Genomic DNA, 16,266 nt, shown 5'->3' on the forward strand with positions numbered 1-16,266 from the left:
GAGAGGCGCGGCGACGGGCGGCGGAAGGCCGGTCAAATTGCCGCAGGGGGACAGATCAATGGCGGCAGCCGGGCCGGTGGTCGAACCGGCCGAGCTCAAGAAATTCAGTGGACCGCAACGGGCGGCGGCGCTGCTGCTCGTCCTCGGCAAGGACCATGGCGCGCCGATCTGGGAGGCGCTGCAGGTGGAGGAGGTCAAGGAGCTCTCCGCCGCCATGTCGCAGCTGGGCCGGCTGCCGGCGCATGTGGTCGAGTATCTGCTGGTCCAGTTCTCGAGCGAGATCAGCAGCATGTCGTCGCTGCACGGCAGCTACGAGACGACCGAGCGGCTGCTGTCGGACATGCTCCCCGACGACCGGGTGAAGGAGATCATGGACGATATCCGCGGCCCGTCCGGCCGCACCATGTGGGACAAGCTCAGCAATGTCGGCGAGGGGCTGCTCGCCGGCTTCCTCCGCCAGGAACATCCGCAGACGGTCGCGGTGATCCTCTCCAAGCTGCGCCCCGACCATGCCGCGCGGGTGCTGGCCGAGCTGCCGCGCGACTTCGGGGTCGAGGTGGTGACCCGGATGCTCCAGAGCGACATCGTCCAGAAGGAGGTGATCGCGCGGGTCGAGCAGACGCTGAAGACCGAGTTCATGAACAACCTGTCGCGCACCTCGGTCCGCGACCCGCACGAGAGCATGGCCGAGCTGTTCAACGCGATGGACCGCTCGACCGAGGAGTCGATACTCGGCGCGCTGGAGGAGAAGGCGCCGGAGAGCGCGGAGCGGATCCGCTCGCTGATGTTCACCTTCGAGGACCTGACCAAGCTGCTCCCGCCGGCGATCGCGGCGGTGGTGAAATCGGCCGACAAGAAGGTGATGGCGCTGGCGCTGAAGGGCGCGCCGGAGGACGCCCGCAAGGTCTTCTTCGGCGGGATGACCGAGCGCGCCGCGGCGCTGCTCAAGGAGGACATCGCCAACATGGGCCCGGTCCGCGCCCGCGACTGCGAGGAGGCGCAGGGCGAACTGGTCCGGCTCGCCAAGGGGATGGGCGACCGCGGCGAGATCATGCTGGTCGATCCCAAGAGCGACGATGCCCTCATCATGTGAGCCCTTCCGGCTGGAGCCGCTGCTCGACGTGCCGACGCCGATCGTGGCGGCGGACCCGGCGACGGCGGCGCGGCGGCAACGCGAGGAGGCGGCGCTCGAGCGGGCCCGGCAGGAGGGGCGCGAGGCCGCGTTCGCCGCCTGCCGGGCGGAACGCGAGAGCGTGCTGGCGGAAGCGGCGCGGCAGATCGCCGAGCGGCTCGGGCGCTGCGAGCAGGAGCTGGAGCGGCTCGCCGCGGCGCAGGCGGAGGCGGCCGCGGCGCTGGCGGTCGAGGCGGCGGACTATCTCGCCGCGCAGGCGCTTGAGCGGGCACCGGCGGCGGCGATCGGCGGCGCGCTCGATCGCGCGCTGAGCCAGGCGGGGCGGGGGGTCGCGCTCAAGCTGAGGATCCACCCCGAGCTCGTCGAGGCGGTCGAGGCCCTGGTCGCCGAGCGGCAGGCGGGGGAGCGGCGGCGGCTGCAGGTCCAGGTCGGGGCCGACCCGTCGCTCGCGCCCGGCGATGCGCGGATCGACTGGGAGAGCGGCGCGCTCCGGCTCGACCGCGCGGCACGGCGGGCGGCGCTGGAGGCGGAACTCGCCGCGCTGGCGTCGGACCCGACCGCGGCCGGCTAGATCAGCGGCACAGCCGCGCCCGCGCGGCGCGATATTCCTCGGTCAGCCGGGCGACCAGCTCGCCCGCCGGCTGGACCCGGTCAATCGCCCCGATGCCCTGGCCCGAGCCCCAGATGTCGCGCCACGCCTTGGCGCCGGCGCTGGACTGGAAGCTCATCGCCTCCGGGCCGGCCTGGGGGAGATTGTCGGGATCGAGCCCGGCCGCGACGATCGAGCCGCGGAGATAGTTGCCGTGGATCCCGGTGAAGAGGTTGGAATAGACGATGTCGGCGGCGCGACCGTCGACGATCCCCTGCTTGTAGGAGGGATCGGCCCGCGCCTCGTCGGTGGCGATGAAGGGCGAGCCGATATAGGCGAAGTCCGCGCCCATCGCCTGCGCGGCGAGCACCGCGCTGCCGCTGGCGATCGAGCCCGACAGCGCCAGCGGGCCGTCGAACCACTGGCGGATCTCCTGCACCAGCGCGAAGGGGGAGAGGCGGCCGGCATGGCCGCCGGCGCCGGCGGCCACCGCGATCAGCCCGTCGGCGCCCTTCTCGATCGCCTTGCGCGCGAAGCGGTCGTCGATGATGTCGTGGAGGGTGATGCCGCCCCAGCCGTGGACGGCCTGGTTGAGCTCCGCGCGCGCGCCGAGCGAGGTGATGACCAGCGGCACCTTCCATTTCTCGCAGGTGGCGACGTCGGCCTCGAAGCGGTCGTTGGAGCGATGGACGATCTGGTTGACGGCAAAGGGCGCCGAGGGCGCGTCGGGATGGTCGCGGTCGTGCTCGGCGAGGCTTTCGCTGATCTCGTGAATCCACTCGTCGAGCTGGCTCTGCGGCCGCGCGTTCAGCGCCGGGAAGCTGCCGACGATCCCCGCCTTGCACTGGGCGATCACCAGCTGCGGGTTGGACACGATGAACAGCGGCGCGCCGACGACGGGCAGCCGCAGTCGGTCAAACAGGCTCGGCACGCTCATCCCGCTCATTCCCCCCTTGTTGTTCAGACGCCGTGGAAGTCGCGATACCAGCGGACGAACCGCGGCACGCCTTCGTCGATGGTCGTGGTCGGCGCATAGCCATGGTCGCGCTGGATCGCGCTGATGTCGGCGAAGGTGTCGCGGACGTCGCCGGGCTGCATGCCCTCGAAGTGCCGGACGGCCTCGCGGCCGAGCTGCTGCTCGAGCAGGCCGACCACCTTCATCAGGTCCTCGGAGCGGTTGTTGCCGATGTTGTAGAGCGCATGGGGCGAGCGGCTGCCGCCCGCCTTCTCGCGGCCGTCGTCGGCCGGCGGTCCTTCGAGGCAGGCGATGACCCCGGCGACGATGTCGTCGATGTAGGTGAAGTCGCGGCGCATCTGGCCCTCGCCGAAGATCCGGATCGGCCGGCCCTCGAGGATCGCCTTGGTGAAGATCCACATCATCATGTCGGGGCGGCCCCACGGGCCGTAGACGGTGAAGAAGCGCAGGCCCGTCTGGGGAAGGCGGTAGAGATGGGCGTAGCTTTCGCTGATCAGCTCGTCCGACTTCTTGGTCGCGGCGTAGAGCGAGAGCGGCTGGTCGACCCGGTCCTCGACCCGGAAGGGCAGCGTCTCGTTACCGCCATAGACCGAGGAGGAGGACGCGTAGACGAGGTGCCGGACGGCGCGGTGGCGGCCCAGCTCGAGCAGGTTGAGGTGGCCGACGAGGTTGGAGCGGACGTAGGCGCGCGGGTGGTCGATGCTGTAGCGGACGCCAGCCTGCGCGCCGAGGTGGACGATGCGGTCGAACTCGACCCCGTCGAGCGCCCGGTCGAGCGCCTCATGCTCGGCGAAGTCGGTGCGGCGGAAGGCGAAGGCGTCGCCATAGTCCGCCGTCAGCCGAGCCAGCCGGGCCTCCTTGAGCGCGGGATCGTAATAGTCGTTGACGTTATCGATGCCGACCACCCGCTCGCCGCGCTCGAGCAGGAGGCGGGCGGTGGTCGAGCCGATGAATCCGGCGACGCCGGTCACGAGAATCGTCATGCGATCTGCTCATAGCGATGCTTAGACACGGTTCCAGTCTACCCACGGAATGACCAAAGCTTAAGTGGCCCGCTTGTCTAAGCAATGTCATGGCCGGCGCTTCGATGTTCGCGAGATCGAGCCTTCCCGTCCCGCTTGCCTGCCCGTTCCGCCATGCCGACTGAGCGAGGGTTTCCCTTCGCCTGGCTGGTGGTCGGCGCGAGCCTGGTCATCCTGCTCGTGCTGGTCTGCGCGGTGAGCCTCAGCGGCCCGCTCCACCTGCTCCAGCAGGGGCAGCCGCAGACCGCGCTGGGGATGACCCTGTCGCAGGGTGACCGGCAGGGCGGGGTGTTGGTCACCAGCCTCCAGCAGCGCGGTCCGGCGGAGCGCGGCGGGATCGAGGTCGGCGACCGCATCATCAGCGTCGATCACCGCCCCGCCATGTCGGCCGCAGCCGTCGGCGACGCCGTGCGTTCATCGCCTTCGAACATGATTCATCTGCAGGTCATGCATGATGGGCGTGAACATGTGGTGCAGCTAAGCAGGCAAGGGAGCCCTCATGAGTCATAAGCTTCTCGTCGTCGAGGACGATGAATCGACAGCGGCTTACATCGAGAAGGGTTTGCGGGAGGAGGGCTTCACGATCGACCGCTGCGGAAACGGGCGCGACGCGCTGTTCCTCGCCACCGACGGGAGCTACGACGCGATCGTACTCGACCGCATGTTGCCGGGGATGGACGGGATGGCGGTGCTGGGCGGCCTGCGCGCGGCGGGGATCGAGACGCCGGTGCTGATCCTGTCCGCGCTGGCGACCGCCGAGGACCGGGTCACCGGGCTCACCGCCGGGTCGGACGACTATCTCACCAAGCCCTTCTCCTTCGCCGAGCTGCTCGCCCGGCTGCGGCTGCTGCTGCGCCGCTCCAAGGGCGTGCAGCCGGTCACCAAGCTCGACTGCGCCGACCTCCAGATGGACCTGCTGTCGCGCAAGGTGCGGCGGGGCGAGCGGATGATCACGCTCCAGCCGCGCGAGTTCCGGCTGCTCGAGTTCCTGCTCCGCCACGTCAACCAGGTGGTGACCCGGACCATGCTGCTCGAGGGCGTGTGGGACTATCACTTCGATCCAGGGACCAACGTCATCGACGTGCACATCTCGCGGCTGCGGCGGAAGATCGACGTTCCGGGCGAGCCGGTGCTGCTCCACACGGTTCGCGGCGCGGGGTATCGGCTCGGCCTCGGCGACTAGGTGAGGGCAGTGCTCTCCCGCCTGCGGTCGCCGATGGCGGCGTTCACGCTGCTGGTCTTCGCGCTGCAGCTGCTGGCGGTGGGCGGACTCTTCTTCTTCGTCGAGCGGTCGAGCCTCGCGGCGCAGCAGCAGGATGAGCGGAGCGACACCGCCGAGCTGCGCGACGCGCTGCTCGACAATTATCGAGCCGGCGGCCGGGCGGCGCTGGTGGACGCGATCGACGTTCGGCTCGGCGAGATCAGAACCGAGGCCGAGGTCATCCTGCTGGAGGGCAAGAACGGCGAGGAGCTGGCCGGCAATCTCTCCGACTGGCCGGCCAGCATCCCGTTCAACGCGGCGTGGCGCGAGATCGAGCTCTACCGCAAGAACTCGCAGGCGCCGGCCGCGGTCGGGCTGATCGCCACCTCGCTTCCCGACGGTTCCAGCCTGCTGACCGGCCATGTGATCGAGGGCAGCCGGGCCACCCGCACCGCCTATCGCGAGGCGCTGCTCGACGCGCTGCTGATCTCCGTTCCGCTGGCGCTGCTGATCGCCGGCATCGCCGAGCTGTTCATCTCGCGCCGGCTGGCGAAGGTCGCGCGCACCGTGCGCGGGGTCCGCGACGGCGACCTCTCGGAGCGGGTCGCCGCCGGCCGCAGCGGCGATGCGTTCGAGCGGCTCGGGTCCGAGGTCAACGCGATGCTGGACCAGATCGAGGACCTGATCCGCGAGCTGCGCAACCTGACCGACGGGCTCGCGCACGACCTTCGCTCGCCGCTGACCCGGCTCAAGCTCAAGATCGACCAGGGGTTTGCCGTGGCCCAGACGGAGCGTGGCCGGACCGTGCTCCAGTCGATCGCGCAGGAGGCCGACGTGCTGCTGGCGATGCTCTCGACGACGCTGGAGATCAGCCGCGCCGAGGCGGGGATCGGCCGCCAGCAGCTCGCCAAGGTCAATCTTTCCGAGCTGCTCGCCGACCTGTGCGAGCTGTACGAGCCGGTGGCGGAGGAGCGCGGGTTCGAGCTGACGACGACCATCCCGCCGGCCGTCCGGCTGCTGGTACAGCGGGACCAGGTGGCGCGGGCCGTCGCCAACCTGCTGGACAACGCCACCCTCTACGCCAGCGGGGGAAGCCAGATCGGGGTCGAGCTGGTTCGCCGTTCGGGCGGGGCCGACATCATCGTCAGCGACAATGGCCCGGGCATTCCCGAGCAGCGCCACGCCGAAGCGCTCAAGCGGTTCGGGCGGCTCGACCCCTCGCGGCATCTCCCCGGATCGGGCCTCGGCCTGACGCTGGCGGACGCGGTCGCCCGCTTCCACGACGGCCACCTCCTCCTCCAGGACGGCGGCCCGGGGCTGCGGGTGGTCATCCAGCTGCGGACCGAGGGAACGGCGGGCGACTAGGCCGGTTTGCCCTTTCCACGATGTGAAGGGTGAGCGTTGATGGCAGGGCAGGGCAAGGCGTCTCCGGACGATCGCGGGCGGAACGCGCAGACGCCCTGGTCGATGCCGTGGAGCGGATGGAAGGACGTGCTGCTCCGGACCGCCAAGGAATCCGGCAAGGACAATGTCGGGCTGGTCGCAGCGGGGGTCGCCTTCTACGCCTTCCTCTCGCTGGTCCCGCTGCTCGGCGCGCTGGTGCTGACCTATGGCTTCATCGCCGACCCGCACACGGTGGTGCAGAACATGCAGTCGCTCACCCGGGTGCTGCCGGCCGACGCGGCCAAGCTGATCGGCGACCAGCTGCTCGGCGTGGTCAAAACGTCCGGCGGCAAGAAGGGGATCGGGATCATCGCCGCTCTCGGTATCGCGATCTTCGGCGCGCGCAACGCCGCGGGCTCGCTGATCATCGCGCTCAACATTGCCTATGAGGAGGAGGAGAAGCGGAGTTTCGTCCGGGTCACTCTGCTCGCACTGATGATGACCGCAGCCGGGATCGTGGCGGCGCTGCTGGCCATGCTAGCCTTCTCGGTGCTCGGCTTCCTCGAGGCGCTGCTGCCGAACACGGCCGGGATCGTCCTGATCGTAACGAAGCTGTTGTCCTACGCACTGATGCTCGCCGCCGCCGCCGCCGCCGCGGCGACACTGTACCGCTACGCGCCGAGCCGCGATCGGGCGCGCTGGACCTGGCTCACCCCGGGTTCGCTGTTCAGCGCGCTCGGCTGGCTGATCCTGACCGTGGGGTTCGGCATCTACGTCGCCAACTTCGGCAGCTACGGCAAGACGTACGGGTCGCTCGCCTCGGTGGTGGTGCTGCTGACCTGGATCTACCTGTCCAGCTACGTCTTCCTGTTTGGCGCCGAGCTCAACAGCGAGTTCGAGCACCAGACCCAGGCGGACACGACGCGGGGCGCGCCCAAGCCGCTCGGCGGCCGGGGAGCGTGGTCCGCGGACCATGTCGCGAGCGGCGCCGACGATGCGGGCAAGGAGGGCGAGCAGAGTCCTGCGGGGGGCGACACCGCGACGGGCCATGAGCCCCGGACCGCGGGCGCGAAGCCCGGCGAGCCTGTTCCGGCCGGGCGCCCGCGCATCGTCGAGGACAAGGACCATCCCTATCTCGCCTCGCGGCTGACCGCGCGGTCGGCGCGCATCGCCGGTCTGCCCAAGATCGGGGTGGTCGGGTCGGTGCTGTCCACCGCCGGCCTGTCGCTGCTCCGGCGCAAGGGGCGGGCGCCCGCGGGCGCGGTGCTGCTCGGCACCGCCGGGCTCCTCGCCTGGCTCCGGCGGGAACGCTAGCGAAGACCCGGTCCTTGGGGTAAGCGAAGCGCCGGGGAGTTCGGGTAAGCGGGTGTAATGGCGAGAGATTTACGGGACGGAAGTGACGTTCCTGAAGCGGTAGGGTTCCTCCAGGGGCGCGGCGAGGTGCCCGCCCTGCTGCGTGGTTTGGACTGGCGCGGGCATCAGCTCGGGCCGCCGGAGAACTGGCCACCGGAGCTGAAGACCGCGGTGGCGATGATGCTGGGCAGCCAGCAGCCGATGTTCCTCGTCTGGGGTCCGGAGCGCGTCTACCTCTACAATGACGCGCTGCGGGTGCAGCTCGGCGACCGTCATCCGGCGGCGCTCGGGCGCGACTGGCTCGAGGTGTGGCCGGAGCGGCGCGAGCGGCTGCTCGGCCTGCTCGCCTGCCTCTCCGAGGGAAAAACGGTGACCCAGTCCTCCTACGAGGTGGTCACCGAACACAACGGCCATGCCGAGAAGGCGACCTACAGCTTCAGCTTCTCGCCGATCGCCGGCGCCGAGGGGCGACCCGGCGGTTACTGCTGCTTCGTCTCGGAGATCACCGACCGGCTGTCGACCGAGCGCAAGCTGGCCGATGCCGAGAAACGGCTACGGACCGAGGAGGAGCGGGTCGAGCTCGCCCAGCAGACCGGCGCTATCCTCGGGACTTGGGACTGGGACATCGCCAACGATGTGGTGATCGCCGACCAGCGCTTCGCGCACAGCTTCGGGCTGGACCGGGCGGAGTGCGAGGCGGGACTGCCGATCGATCGCTATCTCGAGTCCATTCACCCAGACGACCTGCAAGGCCTGGAGGCGGCGATCGCCGCAGCGCTGGTCGAAGGGGATCGCTTCACCCATCGCTACCGGGTTCGCCGGGCCGACGGCGAGTTCCAGTGGGTCGAAGCGCTCGGCCGGGTCGAGCGAGAGGCGGACGGTAAGGCCAAGCGCTTTCCCGGCGTGCTGCTCAACATCGAGGAGCGGCGGCGCCAGCAGCTCGCGCTGCAGGAGAGCGAGGCCAAGTTCCAGGCGATCGCAAACTCGATCGACCAGATGATCTGGGTCACCCAGTCGAACGGCTATCACGAATATTACAACGACCGCTGGTACGAATATACGGGCGTCTCGCGCGGGTCGACCGACGGGGAGGAGTGGAACGGCATGTTCCACCCCGACGACCAGGAGCGGGCCTGGGCGGTGTGGCGCCACTGCCTGGAGACGGGCGAACCCTATCACATCGAATATCGCCTGCGGCACCGGTCGGGCGAATATCGCTGGGTAATCGGCCGCGCGCAGTGCCAGAGGGACGAGCAGGGAGCGATCGCCCGCTGGTATGGTACCTGCACCGACATCCACGACCAGCGGATGGCCGAGGAGGAGCTGCTCCGGACCAGCTCGCTGCTGCGGCTGATCGGCGAGAGTACCCCCGATCTTATCTACGCCAAGGACCGCGACGGGCGCCTGCTCTATGCCAACCCGGCAGTCGGCCGGGCGCTCGGGCGCGAGAATGTCATCGGGCTCAATGCCTATGACTATGCGGTCGACCGCTCGGAAGCAGACGCGATCATGGAGAATGAGCGCCGTATCATGGAGAGCGGCGAGACAGTGGAACGCGACGAGCTGCTGACCTCGGAAGACGGGATGCAGCGGTATTTCCGTACGACCAAGGCCCCGCTGCGGGCGAGCGACGGCACCACCATCGGGATCGCGGCCATCACCGAGGACGTCACCAAGCGGCGCATCGCCGAAGAACGCGAGCGGCTGCTGGTGCAGGAGGTCGACCATCGCGCCAAGAACCTGCTCGGGGTGGTCCAGTCGGTCGTCCAGCTCACCCGCGCCGAGACGATCGGCGCGTTCAAGGAAGCGGTCGCGGGGCGGATCCAGTCGCTGGCGCGCGCCCACAGCCTGCTCGCCTCCGAACGCTGGGACGGCGTCAACCTCCGGTCGCTGATGATCGAGGAACTGGCCGGGTTCGACCAGGCCGGTCGGGTCAGCATCAGCGGGCCGGCCCTGCGGCTGCGGCCGGCGGCATCGCAGGCGCTGGCGCTATGCGTCCACGAACTCGCGACCAACGCGGCGAAATATGGCGCCCTGTCGGTGCCGGGCGGGACGCTCGAGGTGCACTGGGAGATCAGCCGGCCGGACGGCGCGGCGTGGCTCTGCTTCAGTTGGAACGAGCGCGGCGGTCCGCTAGCCGAGCCGCCCTCCCGCCAGGGCTTCGGGTCGACCGTCATCAAGACGTCGATCGAGCGGCAGCTGGGCGGACGGTTGGCAATGAACTGGGAGCGGCATGGGCTCGAGTGCCGGATCGAGATCCCAGCCGACCAGCTTGCCGATGCCGCGCCGTCGAGCGAGGCGGGCGAGGGCGAGACACTCGAGCTGACCGAGGTCCATATGCCGGTCTCGGGCAAGCGGATCCTCATCGTCGAGGACGAGGCGCTGATCTCCATGCAGATCGAGCAGGTCGTTCGTCAGCTCGGCTTCACGGCGCTGGGGCCGGCCGGCTCGGTCGACCAGGCGCTGGAGGTGCTCGCGACGGAGGCGGTGGACGCGGCGGTGATCGATGTCAGCCTGGGCCGGGAGCGGAGCGATCCGCTGGCCGACGAACTGGCCGAGCGCGGGATCCCGTTCGTCGTCTGCACCGGCTATGCGACGCCGGTCAGCCGCTCGGTCGAGAAGGCCGTCGATACGCTTGGCAAGCCGATCGACCCCGCCACGCTGAAGCGGGTGCTCCAGCGGGCGGTATCGGTGAAGCCCTAGGCGGCGGGGAGGAGCCGCTGCTCGCCGGCGAGGCGCAGCAGCGCGGCCTGCAGCTTCTCGAACGCGCGCACCTCGATCTGGCGGATCCGCTCGCGGCTGACATTGTAGACCTGGCTCAGCTCCTCGAGCGTCTTGGGCTCGTCGGCCAGCCGCCGCTCGGCGAGGATATGCTTCTCGCGGTCGTTGAGGCTGTCCATCGCCGAGACCAGCAGGTCGTGGCGGACGCGGCGCTCCTCGTCATCGGCGATCGTCTCGTCCTGCAGCGGGCCGCTGTCGACCAGAAAGTCCTGCCACTGGCCCTCGCCATCCTCGTTGCTCTTGAGCGGAGCGTTGAGGCTGGTGTCGCCGCCCATCGACATGCGGCGGTTCATCGAGACGACCTCGTCCTCCGTCACGCCGAGATCCTTGGCGATCTTGGCGACGTCGGCGGGCTTGAGGTCGCCCTCCTCGAAGGCGTCGATCTGGTTCTTCATCCGCCGCAGGTTGAAGAAGAGCTTCTTCTGCGCCGCGGTGGTGCCCATCTTCACCAGGCTCCACGAGCGGAGGATGAATTCCTGGATGGACGCGCGGATCCACCACATGGCGTAGGTTGCCAGGCGGAAGCCGCGGTCGGGCTCGAACTTCTTGACGCCCTGCATCAGGCCGATGTTGCCCTCGGAGATGAGCTCCGAGACCGGCAACCCGTAGCCGCGGTAGCCCATGGCGATCTTGGCCACGAGGCGCAGGTGCGAGTTCACCAGCCGCGCCGCGGCATCGGTATCGCCATGCTCGGTCCAGCGCTTGGCGAGCATGAACTCCTCTTCCGGAGCGAGGATCGGAAATTTCTTGATTTCCGATAGATAGCGGTTGAGCCCGGCCTCCCCGCCAGTGGCGGGAATGGAAAGAGCCCCTTTCGCCTGTGCCATGTTTACCCTAACCCTTTCTCGGGCAGGAGGGCCGTGAGCCCTGCCGCCACCTTTGCTTTCTTATACACGAAGTGCCGTGAACAGTTCCTGCATATCGACCGGAATGGGGCTTTCGAACGACAGGCGGTGCTTGGTCACGGGATGGGTGAAGCCCAGCCCGGCGGCGTGAAGCGCCTGTCGTTGAAAGCCCAATTCGGCGAGGATCGCCCGGTTTCCCTTGTTTCGCCCATAGACCTGATCGCCCAGCAGCGGATGGCCGATGGAGGCCATGTGGACCCGCACCTGATGGGTCCGGCCGGTCTCGAGCCGGCACTCGACCTCGGCCGCGTCACGGAAGCGCTCGACCAGCTTCCAGTGGGTTACCGCCCGCTTGCCACGGTCGGCCGCGACGATCGCAATCTTCTTGCGATCAGTCGCCGAGCGGGCGAGATTGGCCTCGATCCGGCCTTCGCCGACCCGCGGCACCCCGTTCACCAAAGCGACGTAGCGGCGGTCGATGCTGTGCGCCGCGAACTGCCGGGCGAGGCCCTCGTGCGCGACGTCGGTCTTGGCGACCACCAGTAGCCCCGACGTGTCCTTGTCGATGCGGTGGACGATCCCCGGACGGGCGACTCCGCCGATGCCGCTGAGCTGCCCGGCGCAATGGTGGAGCAGGGCGTTGACCAGCGTTCCGTCGGGATTGCCGGCGGCGGGATGGACGACCAGCCTGGCCGGCTTGTCGACGACCAGCAGATGCTCGTCCTCGTGGACGATGGCGAGCGGGATGTCCTGCGGCTCGTTGTGGGCCGCCGCGGGTTCGGGAACGGCCAGTCGGAACTGCTCGCCGCCGCGGACCTTGAGCGCCGGATCGCGCAGACTGGCCTCGCCGAGGGTCAGCGCGCCCGAGCGGACCAGCGCCTTCAGCCGCTCGCGCGACAGAGTGGGGAGGGCATCCGCCAGAGCGCGGTCGAGCCGCCACCCCGCATGTTCGGCGCCGAGCGCCACCTCGATGATGTTGGACCCCCGGTCATTCGAAGTCCGATATGGGGTGAATTCCCGTTGCTTCAAGATGCTTGCGTGCTCGCCGGCAATCATCAACAACGCGCTTCATGAACGCCATCGATCTCGCCAGCCTTCTCTGCTCCCGGCTCTGCCATGACCTGCTGTCCCCGATCGGGGCGCTCAACAACGGTATCGAGCTGCTGGCGGACGAGCAGGACCCGGAGATGCGCGAGCGATGCCTCGAGCTGCTGGCGGAGAGCGCCCGGGCCAGCGCGAACAAGCTGAAATTCTTCCGCCTCGCGTTCGGGGCCGGCGGCGGGTTCGGGGCGGAGATCGATACCCGCGAGGCGAAGGCGGCGCTCGAGGGGCTGTTCGGGCCCGAGCGGCGGATCGAGCTCGGCTGGATGGTCGAGGCCGACAAGCTGCCCAAGGATGCGGTCAAGCTGCTGCTCAACCTCGCCATGATCGCGGGCGACGCGCTGGTCCGCGGCGGCCGCCTGGACATCGGCGGCGAGCGGCAGGACGGGGGCGTCGAGCTGGTGATCCGCGCCGAGGGCCCGCGGATCCTGCTCGATCCGGTGCTTCGGCAGACGCTGGCGGGAACGATGGACGGGCATGTCGAGCCGCGGGCGGCCGGCGCCTGGCTGGCGCGCGGGCTTGCGACCGGCGCCGGCGGCTCGATCCAGCTGTCCGGAATGGAGGAAGAGGTGCTGCTGATCGGCGCCAACCTGCCCGGTCCAGCTTCGAGTTAAAGTCAACACCGCCTTAACGGTTTGCCCGCATAAGCAGCGCTTGAAGGCGCGCGTTTCGCGGGGGACCAGTGGACGATCTGATTGCCGATTTTGTCGCGGAATGCCGCGAGATGCTGGAAGCGGTGGGCGGCGAGATCGTCGCCTGGGAAGCGGAGCCTGGCAATCGGGCGCGGCTCGATTCCATCTTCCGCTTCGTCCACACGGTGAAGGGCAACTGCGGCTTCTTCGAGTTCCCGCGCCTTGAATCGCTGAGCCATGCCGCCGAGGACGCGCTTGCCGATGTCCGGGCCGGACGGCGCCAGGCCGATGCCGCGCTGGTCAGCGCGGTGCTCGCGATCATCGACCGTATTTCCGAGATGGTGGCCGCGATCGACACCGGCGGGGAGGTCCCCGCGGGCGACGATAGCGCGCTGATCCTCGCGCTTGCGCCCGGCTCGGAGCAGCTGCTCGCGCCAGCGGCGGCGCCGGCCGAGAGCGGCGGAACGAAGGCGGTGGCGGCGCCGCGCACGATCCGCCTGTCGGTCGAGCTGCTCGACCGGGTGATGAGCACGGTTTCGGACATGGTGCTCGCCCGCAACGAGCTGTCGCGGCGGCTGCGCGACACCCAGGGCGACGTCGCGGTCGAAGGCGCGTTCGAGCGGCTGTCGGCGATCATCGCCGAGATGCGCGACGCGATCACCCGCACCCGCATGCAGCGGATCGAGAATCTCTTCGTCGGGCTGCCACGGATGGTCCGCGACCTGTCGGCGGAGCTCGGCAAGCAGGTGCTGGTCGACGTCGACGGCGGGGACGTGGAGCTCGATCGCGAGATGATCGAGATGATCCGCGACCCGCTGACGCATATCGTCCGCAACGCAATCGACCACGGGATCGAGAAGCCCGGCGAGCGGCTCAAGGCCGGCAAGCGCGAGACCGGACTGCTGTCCGTCTCGGCGCGCCAGTCGGGCAACCAGATCCTCATCGACATCACCGACGACGGCCGCGGGATCGATGCCGGGCGGCTGGTCGAGAAGGCCGTGGCGAACGGGCTGCTCGAGCGGAGCGAGGCGGCGCGGCTCTCGACCAAGGAGAAGCTGGCGCTGATCTTCGAGGCGGGCTTGTCGACCGCGACCGCCGTCACCAACATCTCCGGCCGCGGGGTCGGGATGGACGTCGTGCGCTCCAACGTTGAGCGGATCGGCGGAACGGTCGAGATCGACAGCAAGCCCGAGCAGGGCACGCGGATGACCCTGCGGGTTCCGCTGACCTTGACCATCATCCCGGCGCTGACCGTGTCTATCGGACAGCAGCATTTCGCCATTCCGCGCACCGCGATTGACGAGATCGTCCGTGCCCGCGGCGAGAGCGTCGAACTGTCGCAGGTCGGCGGCGCCGGAGTGGCGACGATCCGCGGCCGGCGCGTGCCGGAAATCGCCCTGGCCGACGTGCTCGGCCTGCCGAGCGAGCTGCGCGACGAGGAGCGGACGCTGGTGGTGATCCGCCCGGCGGGCGGCGACGTCTATGCGCTGGCGGTGGACCGGATCCACGATCATGAGGAACTGGTGGTCAAGCCCGCGGCGCCGGCCGTGATGGCGACCGGCCTCTATGCCGGGACCACCCTGGCCGACGACGGCAGCCCGATCCTCCTGTTCGACCCTGCCGGCTTGGCGCGGGTCGGCGGAGTGCGGCTCGAGGCCCAGGAGCGCGGCGCCCGGATCTTCGAGGAAGCGGGGCGCAAGCGCGAAGACGTGGCGACTCAGGTGCTGCTGTTCCGCGGCCTCGGCGGCGAGCGCCGGGCTGTCCGGCTGGCGATCGTCGACCGCATCGAGGAAGTACCCGCCTCGTCGATCAAGATGAGCGCCGGGCAACTGCGGGTGCAGCTGGGCGAGGTAATCCTGCCGCTCGTCGGACTGGTCGAGCCGCCGGTCGAGGGCAAGGTGCGGGTGTTCCGCCTCAACGACGGCCACCAGGAAGTGGGCTATGCCTTCCACGAGGTCATCGACCTCGAGGCGCTCGCCTCGCAGGTCATGCCGGCCGAGACGCCGGGGGTGATCGGCGGCGTCGCGCTGATCGCCGGGGAACCAGCCGAGATCATCGACGCGCACTGGCTGTTCGCGCGTCATTCTGCGCATAGCCGGACCGCGTCGGCCTCGGTCTGCCGGCTCCCGGCGGGCGACCCGTGGATCCAGAACATGCTCCGGCCGATCGTCGAGGCCGCGGGATATCGCGTGGTGTCCGGCGAGGACGAGCCGGCCGACATCGTCATCGTCCAGGACGGCAAGTCCGAGCCGGCCGCGACCGGCGGCAAGCTGATCCGTCTCCGCTCCGACCCCGAGGCGGGCGAGGGCGATGGCAGCATCTACCGCTACGACCGGGCGGGGCTGCTCGCCGCCCTCCACTCCGCGGCGGGAGCCTGATCCGATGAACGACCTTCTCCTCATCGTCACCATCGGCGGCCAGCGCGTCGCGCTTCCCGCGGCGCAGGTGGAATCGGTGGTCGAGCTCGACACGCTGATCCCGGTCCCGCGCGCGGCCCCGCACGTCGCCGGCCTGTCGGCGCTGCGCAGCCGGGTGCTGACAGTGATCGACTGCATGCGCTCGCTGGGGCTCGGGACGTCGGACGCCGCGGACGGGATCCGCGAAGCCGCCGTCGTCGAGCTCGACGGCCATCATTACGCGCTGCTCGTCGACGGGGTCGAGGACGTGGTCGACGCGACCGGCGACCCGGCTCCGCTGCGGGGGGCCATGGGACCGGGCTGGGAGCGGGTCAGCCTCGGGCTGGTCGAGACCGGCGAGGGCGCGCTTCTGCTGGTCGACGTCGCCGCGCTGATCGCCGGCAACGACCAGCGCGCCGCAGCTTAAGCAACTGGTTATCTTTGCCAATTAGGTCCGTCACTTCGAACTATCTGGAAACGCCATGAAGACCTGCCTCATCGTCGACGATAGCAAGGTGATCCGCAAGGTCGCCCGGCACATCCTCGAGACCCTCGACTTTCAGGTCGAGGAGGCGGCCGATGGCCGCGAAGCCCTGACCCGCTGCGAGAGCAGCATGCCCGACGTGGTGCTGCTCGACTGGAACATGCCGGTCATGAGCGGCATGGAGTTCCTCAAGCTGCTTCGCCAGCGCGGGCACGACGACCAGCCCAAGGTGGTGTTCTGCACCACCGAGAACGACATGGCGCACATCCGGGCCGCGCTCGATGCGGGCGCCGACGAATATGTGATGAAGCCGTTCGACCGGGAAACGCTGCACATCAAGCTCCAGCTCGTCGGCGTCGCCTGAGGCTCGG

The 16,266-nt window shown here is 69.3% G+C and carries 15 protein-coding genes; 11 read left to right on the forward strand and 4 right to left on the reverse strand.

The window, feature by feature from the left end:
* Positions 1 to 58 precede the first annotated feature (58 nt).
* Both HMF7854_RS07630 and HMF7854_RS07635 read left to right on the forward strand, forming a co-directional pair.
* Positions 59 to 1,093, forward strand: a complete 1,035-nt coding sequence (locus HMF7854_RS07630; protein ID WP_126718551.1) for a flagellar motor switch protein FliG — start codon at positions 59 to 61, stop codon at positions 1,091 to 1,093.
* Positions 1,077 to 1,703: a FliH/SctL family protein gene (locus HMF7854_RS07635; protein ID WP_126718552.1), complete on the forward strand. Its 627-nt coding sequence runs from the start codon at positions 1,077 to 1,079 to the stop codon at positions 1,701 to 1,703. The genes HMF7854_RS07630 and HMF7854_RS07635 overlap by 17 nt, the downstream gene beginning before the upstream one ends.
* A 1-nt stretch (position 1,704) precedes the next feature.
* Here the strand turns inward: HMF7854_RS07635 and HMF7854_RS07640 are convergent, their stop codons facing one another.
* Positions 1,705 to 2,658 carry an NAD(P)H-dependent flavin oxidoreductase gene (locus HMF7854_RS07640; RefSeq protein WP_126720125.1) on the reverse strand — a complete coding sequence of 318 codons (954 nt, stop codon included), beginning with the start codon at positions 2,656 to 2,658 and terminating at the stop codon, positions 1,705 to 1,707.
* Positions 2,659 to 2,681: 23 nt separating this feature from the next.
* Entirely contained in the window at positions 2,682 to 3,680 is a 999-nt protein-coding gene (locus tag HMF7854_RS07645) for a GDP-mannose 4,6-dehydratase (RefSeq protein WP_126718553.1), read from the reverse strand.
* A 153-nt stretch (positions 3,681 to 3,833) separates the two neighbouring features.
* Between HMF7854_RS07645 and HMF7854_RS07650 the strand changes: the two genes are divergently transcribed.
* The 5 genes from HMF7854_RS07650 to HMF7854_RS07670 are packed head-to-tail and all read left to right on the forward strand — an operon-like array spanning position 3,834 to position 10,359.
* Positions 3,834 to 4,229: a PDZ domain-containing protein gene (locus HMF7854_RS07650; RefSeq protein WP_185829201.1), complete on the forward strand. Its 396-nt coding sequence runs from the start codon at positions 3,834 to 3,836 to the stop codon at positions 4,227 to 4,229.
* On the forward strand, positions 4,219 to 4,902 hold the full coding sequence (locus HMF7854_RS07655; protein WP_126718555.1) for a winged helix-turn-helix domain-containing protein: 684 nt from the start codon (positions 4,219 to 4,221) through the stop codon (positions 4,900 to 4,902). Before HMF7854_RS07650 ends, HMF7854_RS07655 begins: the two co-directional genes overlap by 11 nt.
* A gap of 33 nt (positions 4,903 to 4,935) precedes the next feature.
* Positions 4,936 to 6,285: a sensor histidine kinase gene (locus HMF7854_RS07660; protein WP_126718556.1), complete on the forward strand. Its 1,350-nt coding sequence runs from the start codon at positions 4,936 to 4,938 to the stop codon at positions 6,283 to 6,285.
* 39 nt (positions 6,286 to 6,324) lie between these two features.
* A complete protein-coding gene (locus HMF7854_RS07665) occupies positions 6,325 to 7,617 on the forward strand; it encodes a YihY/virulence factor BrkB family protein (RefSeq protein ID WP_126718557.1) in 1,293 nt (430 codons plus the stop codon).
* Positions 7,618 to 7,674: 57 nt separating this feature from the next.
* Positions 7,675 to 10,359, forward strand: a complete 2,685-nt coding sequence (locus HMF7854_RS07670; RefSeq protein WP_126718558.1) for a PAS domain S-box protein — start codon at positions 7,675 to 7,677, stop codon at positions 10,357 to 10,359.
* Here HMF7854_RS07670 and rpoH read toward each other — a convergent pair.
* Together rpoH and HMF7854_RS07680 are read right to left on the reverse strand one after the other, a co-directional pair.
* Positions 10,356 to 11,264 carry an RNA polymerase sigma factor RpoH gene (gene rpoH / locus HMF7854_RS07675; protein ID WP_126718559.1) on the reverse strand — a complete coding sequence of 303 codons (909 nt, stop codon included), beginning with the start codon at positions 11,262 to 11,264 and terminating at the stop codon, positions 10,356 to 10,358. The two genes, HMF7854_RS07670 and rpoH, sit on opposite strands and share 4 nt — an antisense overlap.
* A gap of 60 nt (positions 11,265 to 11,324) precedes the next feature.
* Positions 11,325 to 12,311 (reverse strand): RluA family pseudouridine synthase, encoded by a 987-nt coding sequence (locus HMF7854_RS07680; protein ID WP_420822360.1) that lies wholly within the window; start codon positions 12,309 to 12,311, stop codon positions 11,325 to 11,327.
* Positions 12,312 to 12,352: 41 nt separating this feature from the next.
* On the opposite strand from HMF7854_RS07680, the gene HMF7854_RS07685 reads away from it, so the two are divergent.
* The 4 genes from HMF7854_RS07685 to HMF7854_RS07700 all read left to right on the forward strand — a co-directional run bounded on the left by HMF7854_RS07685 (position 12,353) and on the right by HMF7854_RS07700 (position 16,259).
* Entirely contained in the window at positions 12,353 to 12,997 is a 645-nt protein-coding gene (locus HMF7854_RS07685) for a histidine phosphotransferase family protein (protein ID WP_126718561.1), read from the forward strand.
* A gap of 68 nt (positions 12,998 to 13,065) precedes the next feature.
* Positions 13,066 to 15,393, forward strand: a complete 2,328-nt coding sequence (locus HMF7854_RS07690; RefSeq protein WP_126718562.1) for a chemotaxis protein CheA — start codon at positions 13,066 to 13,068, stop codon at positions 15,391 to 15,393.
* Positions 15,394 to 15,397: 4 nt separating this feature from the next.
* Positions 15,398 to 15,838, forward strand: a complete 441-nt coding sequence (locus HMF7854_RS07695) for a chemotaxis protein CheW (protein WP_126718563.1) — start codon at positions 15,398 to 15,400, stop codon at positions 15,836 to 15,838.
* Positions 15,839 to 15,893: 55 nt separating this feature from the next.
* Entirely contained in the window at positions 15,894 to 16,259 is a 366-nt protein-coding gene (locus tag HMF7854_RS07700; RefSeq protein WP_126718564.1) for a response regulator, read from the forward strand.
* Positions 16,260 to 16,266 lie beyond the last annotated feature (7 nt).

This window comes from Sphingomonas ginkgonis (assembly GCF_003970925.1).
In the GTDB taxonomy this organism is placed as follows: domain Bacteria; phylum Pseudomonadota; class Alphaproteobacteria; order Sphingomonadales; family Sphingomonadaceae; genus Sphingomicrobium; species Sphingomicrobium ginkgonis.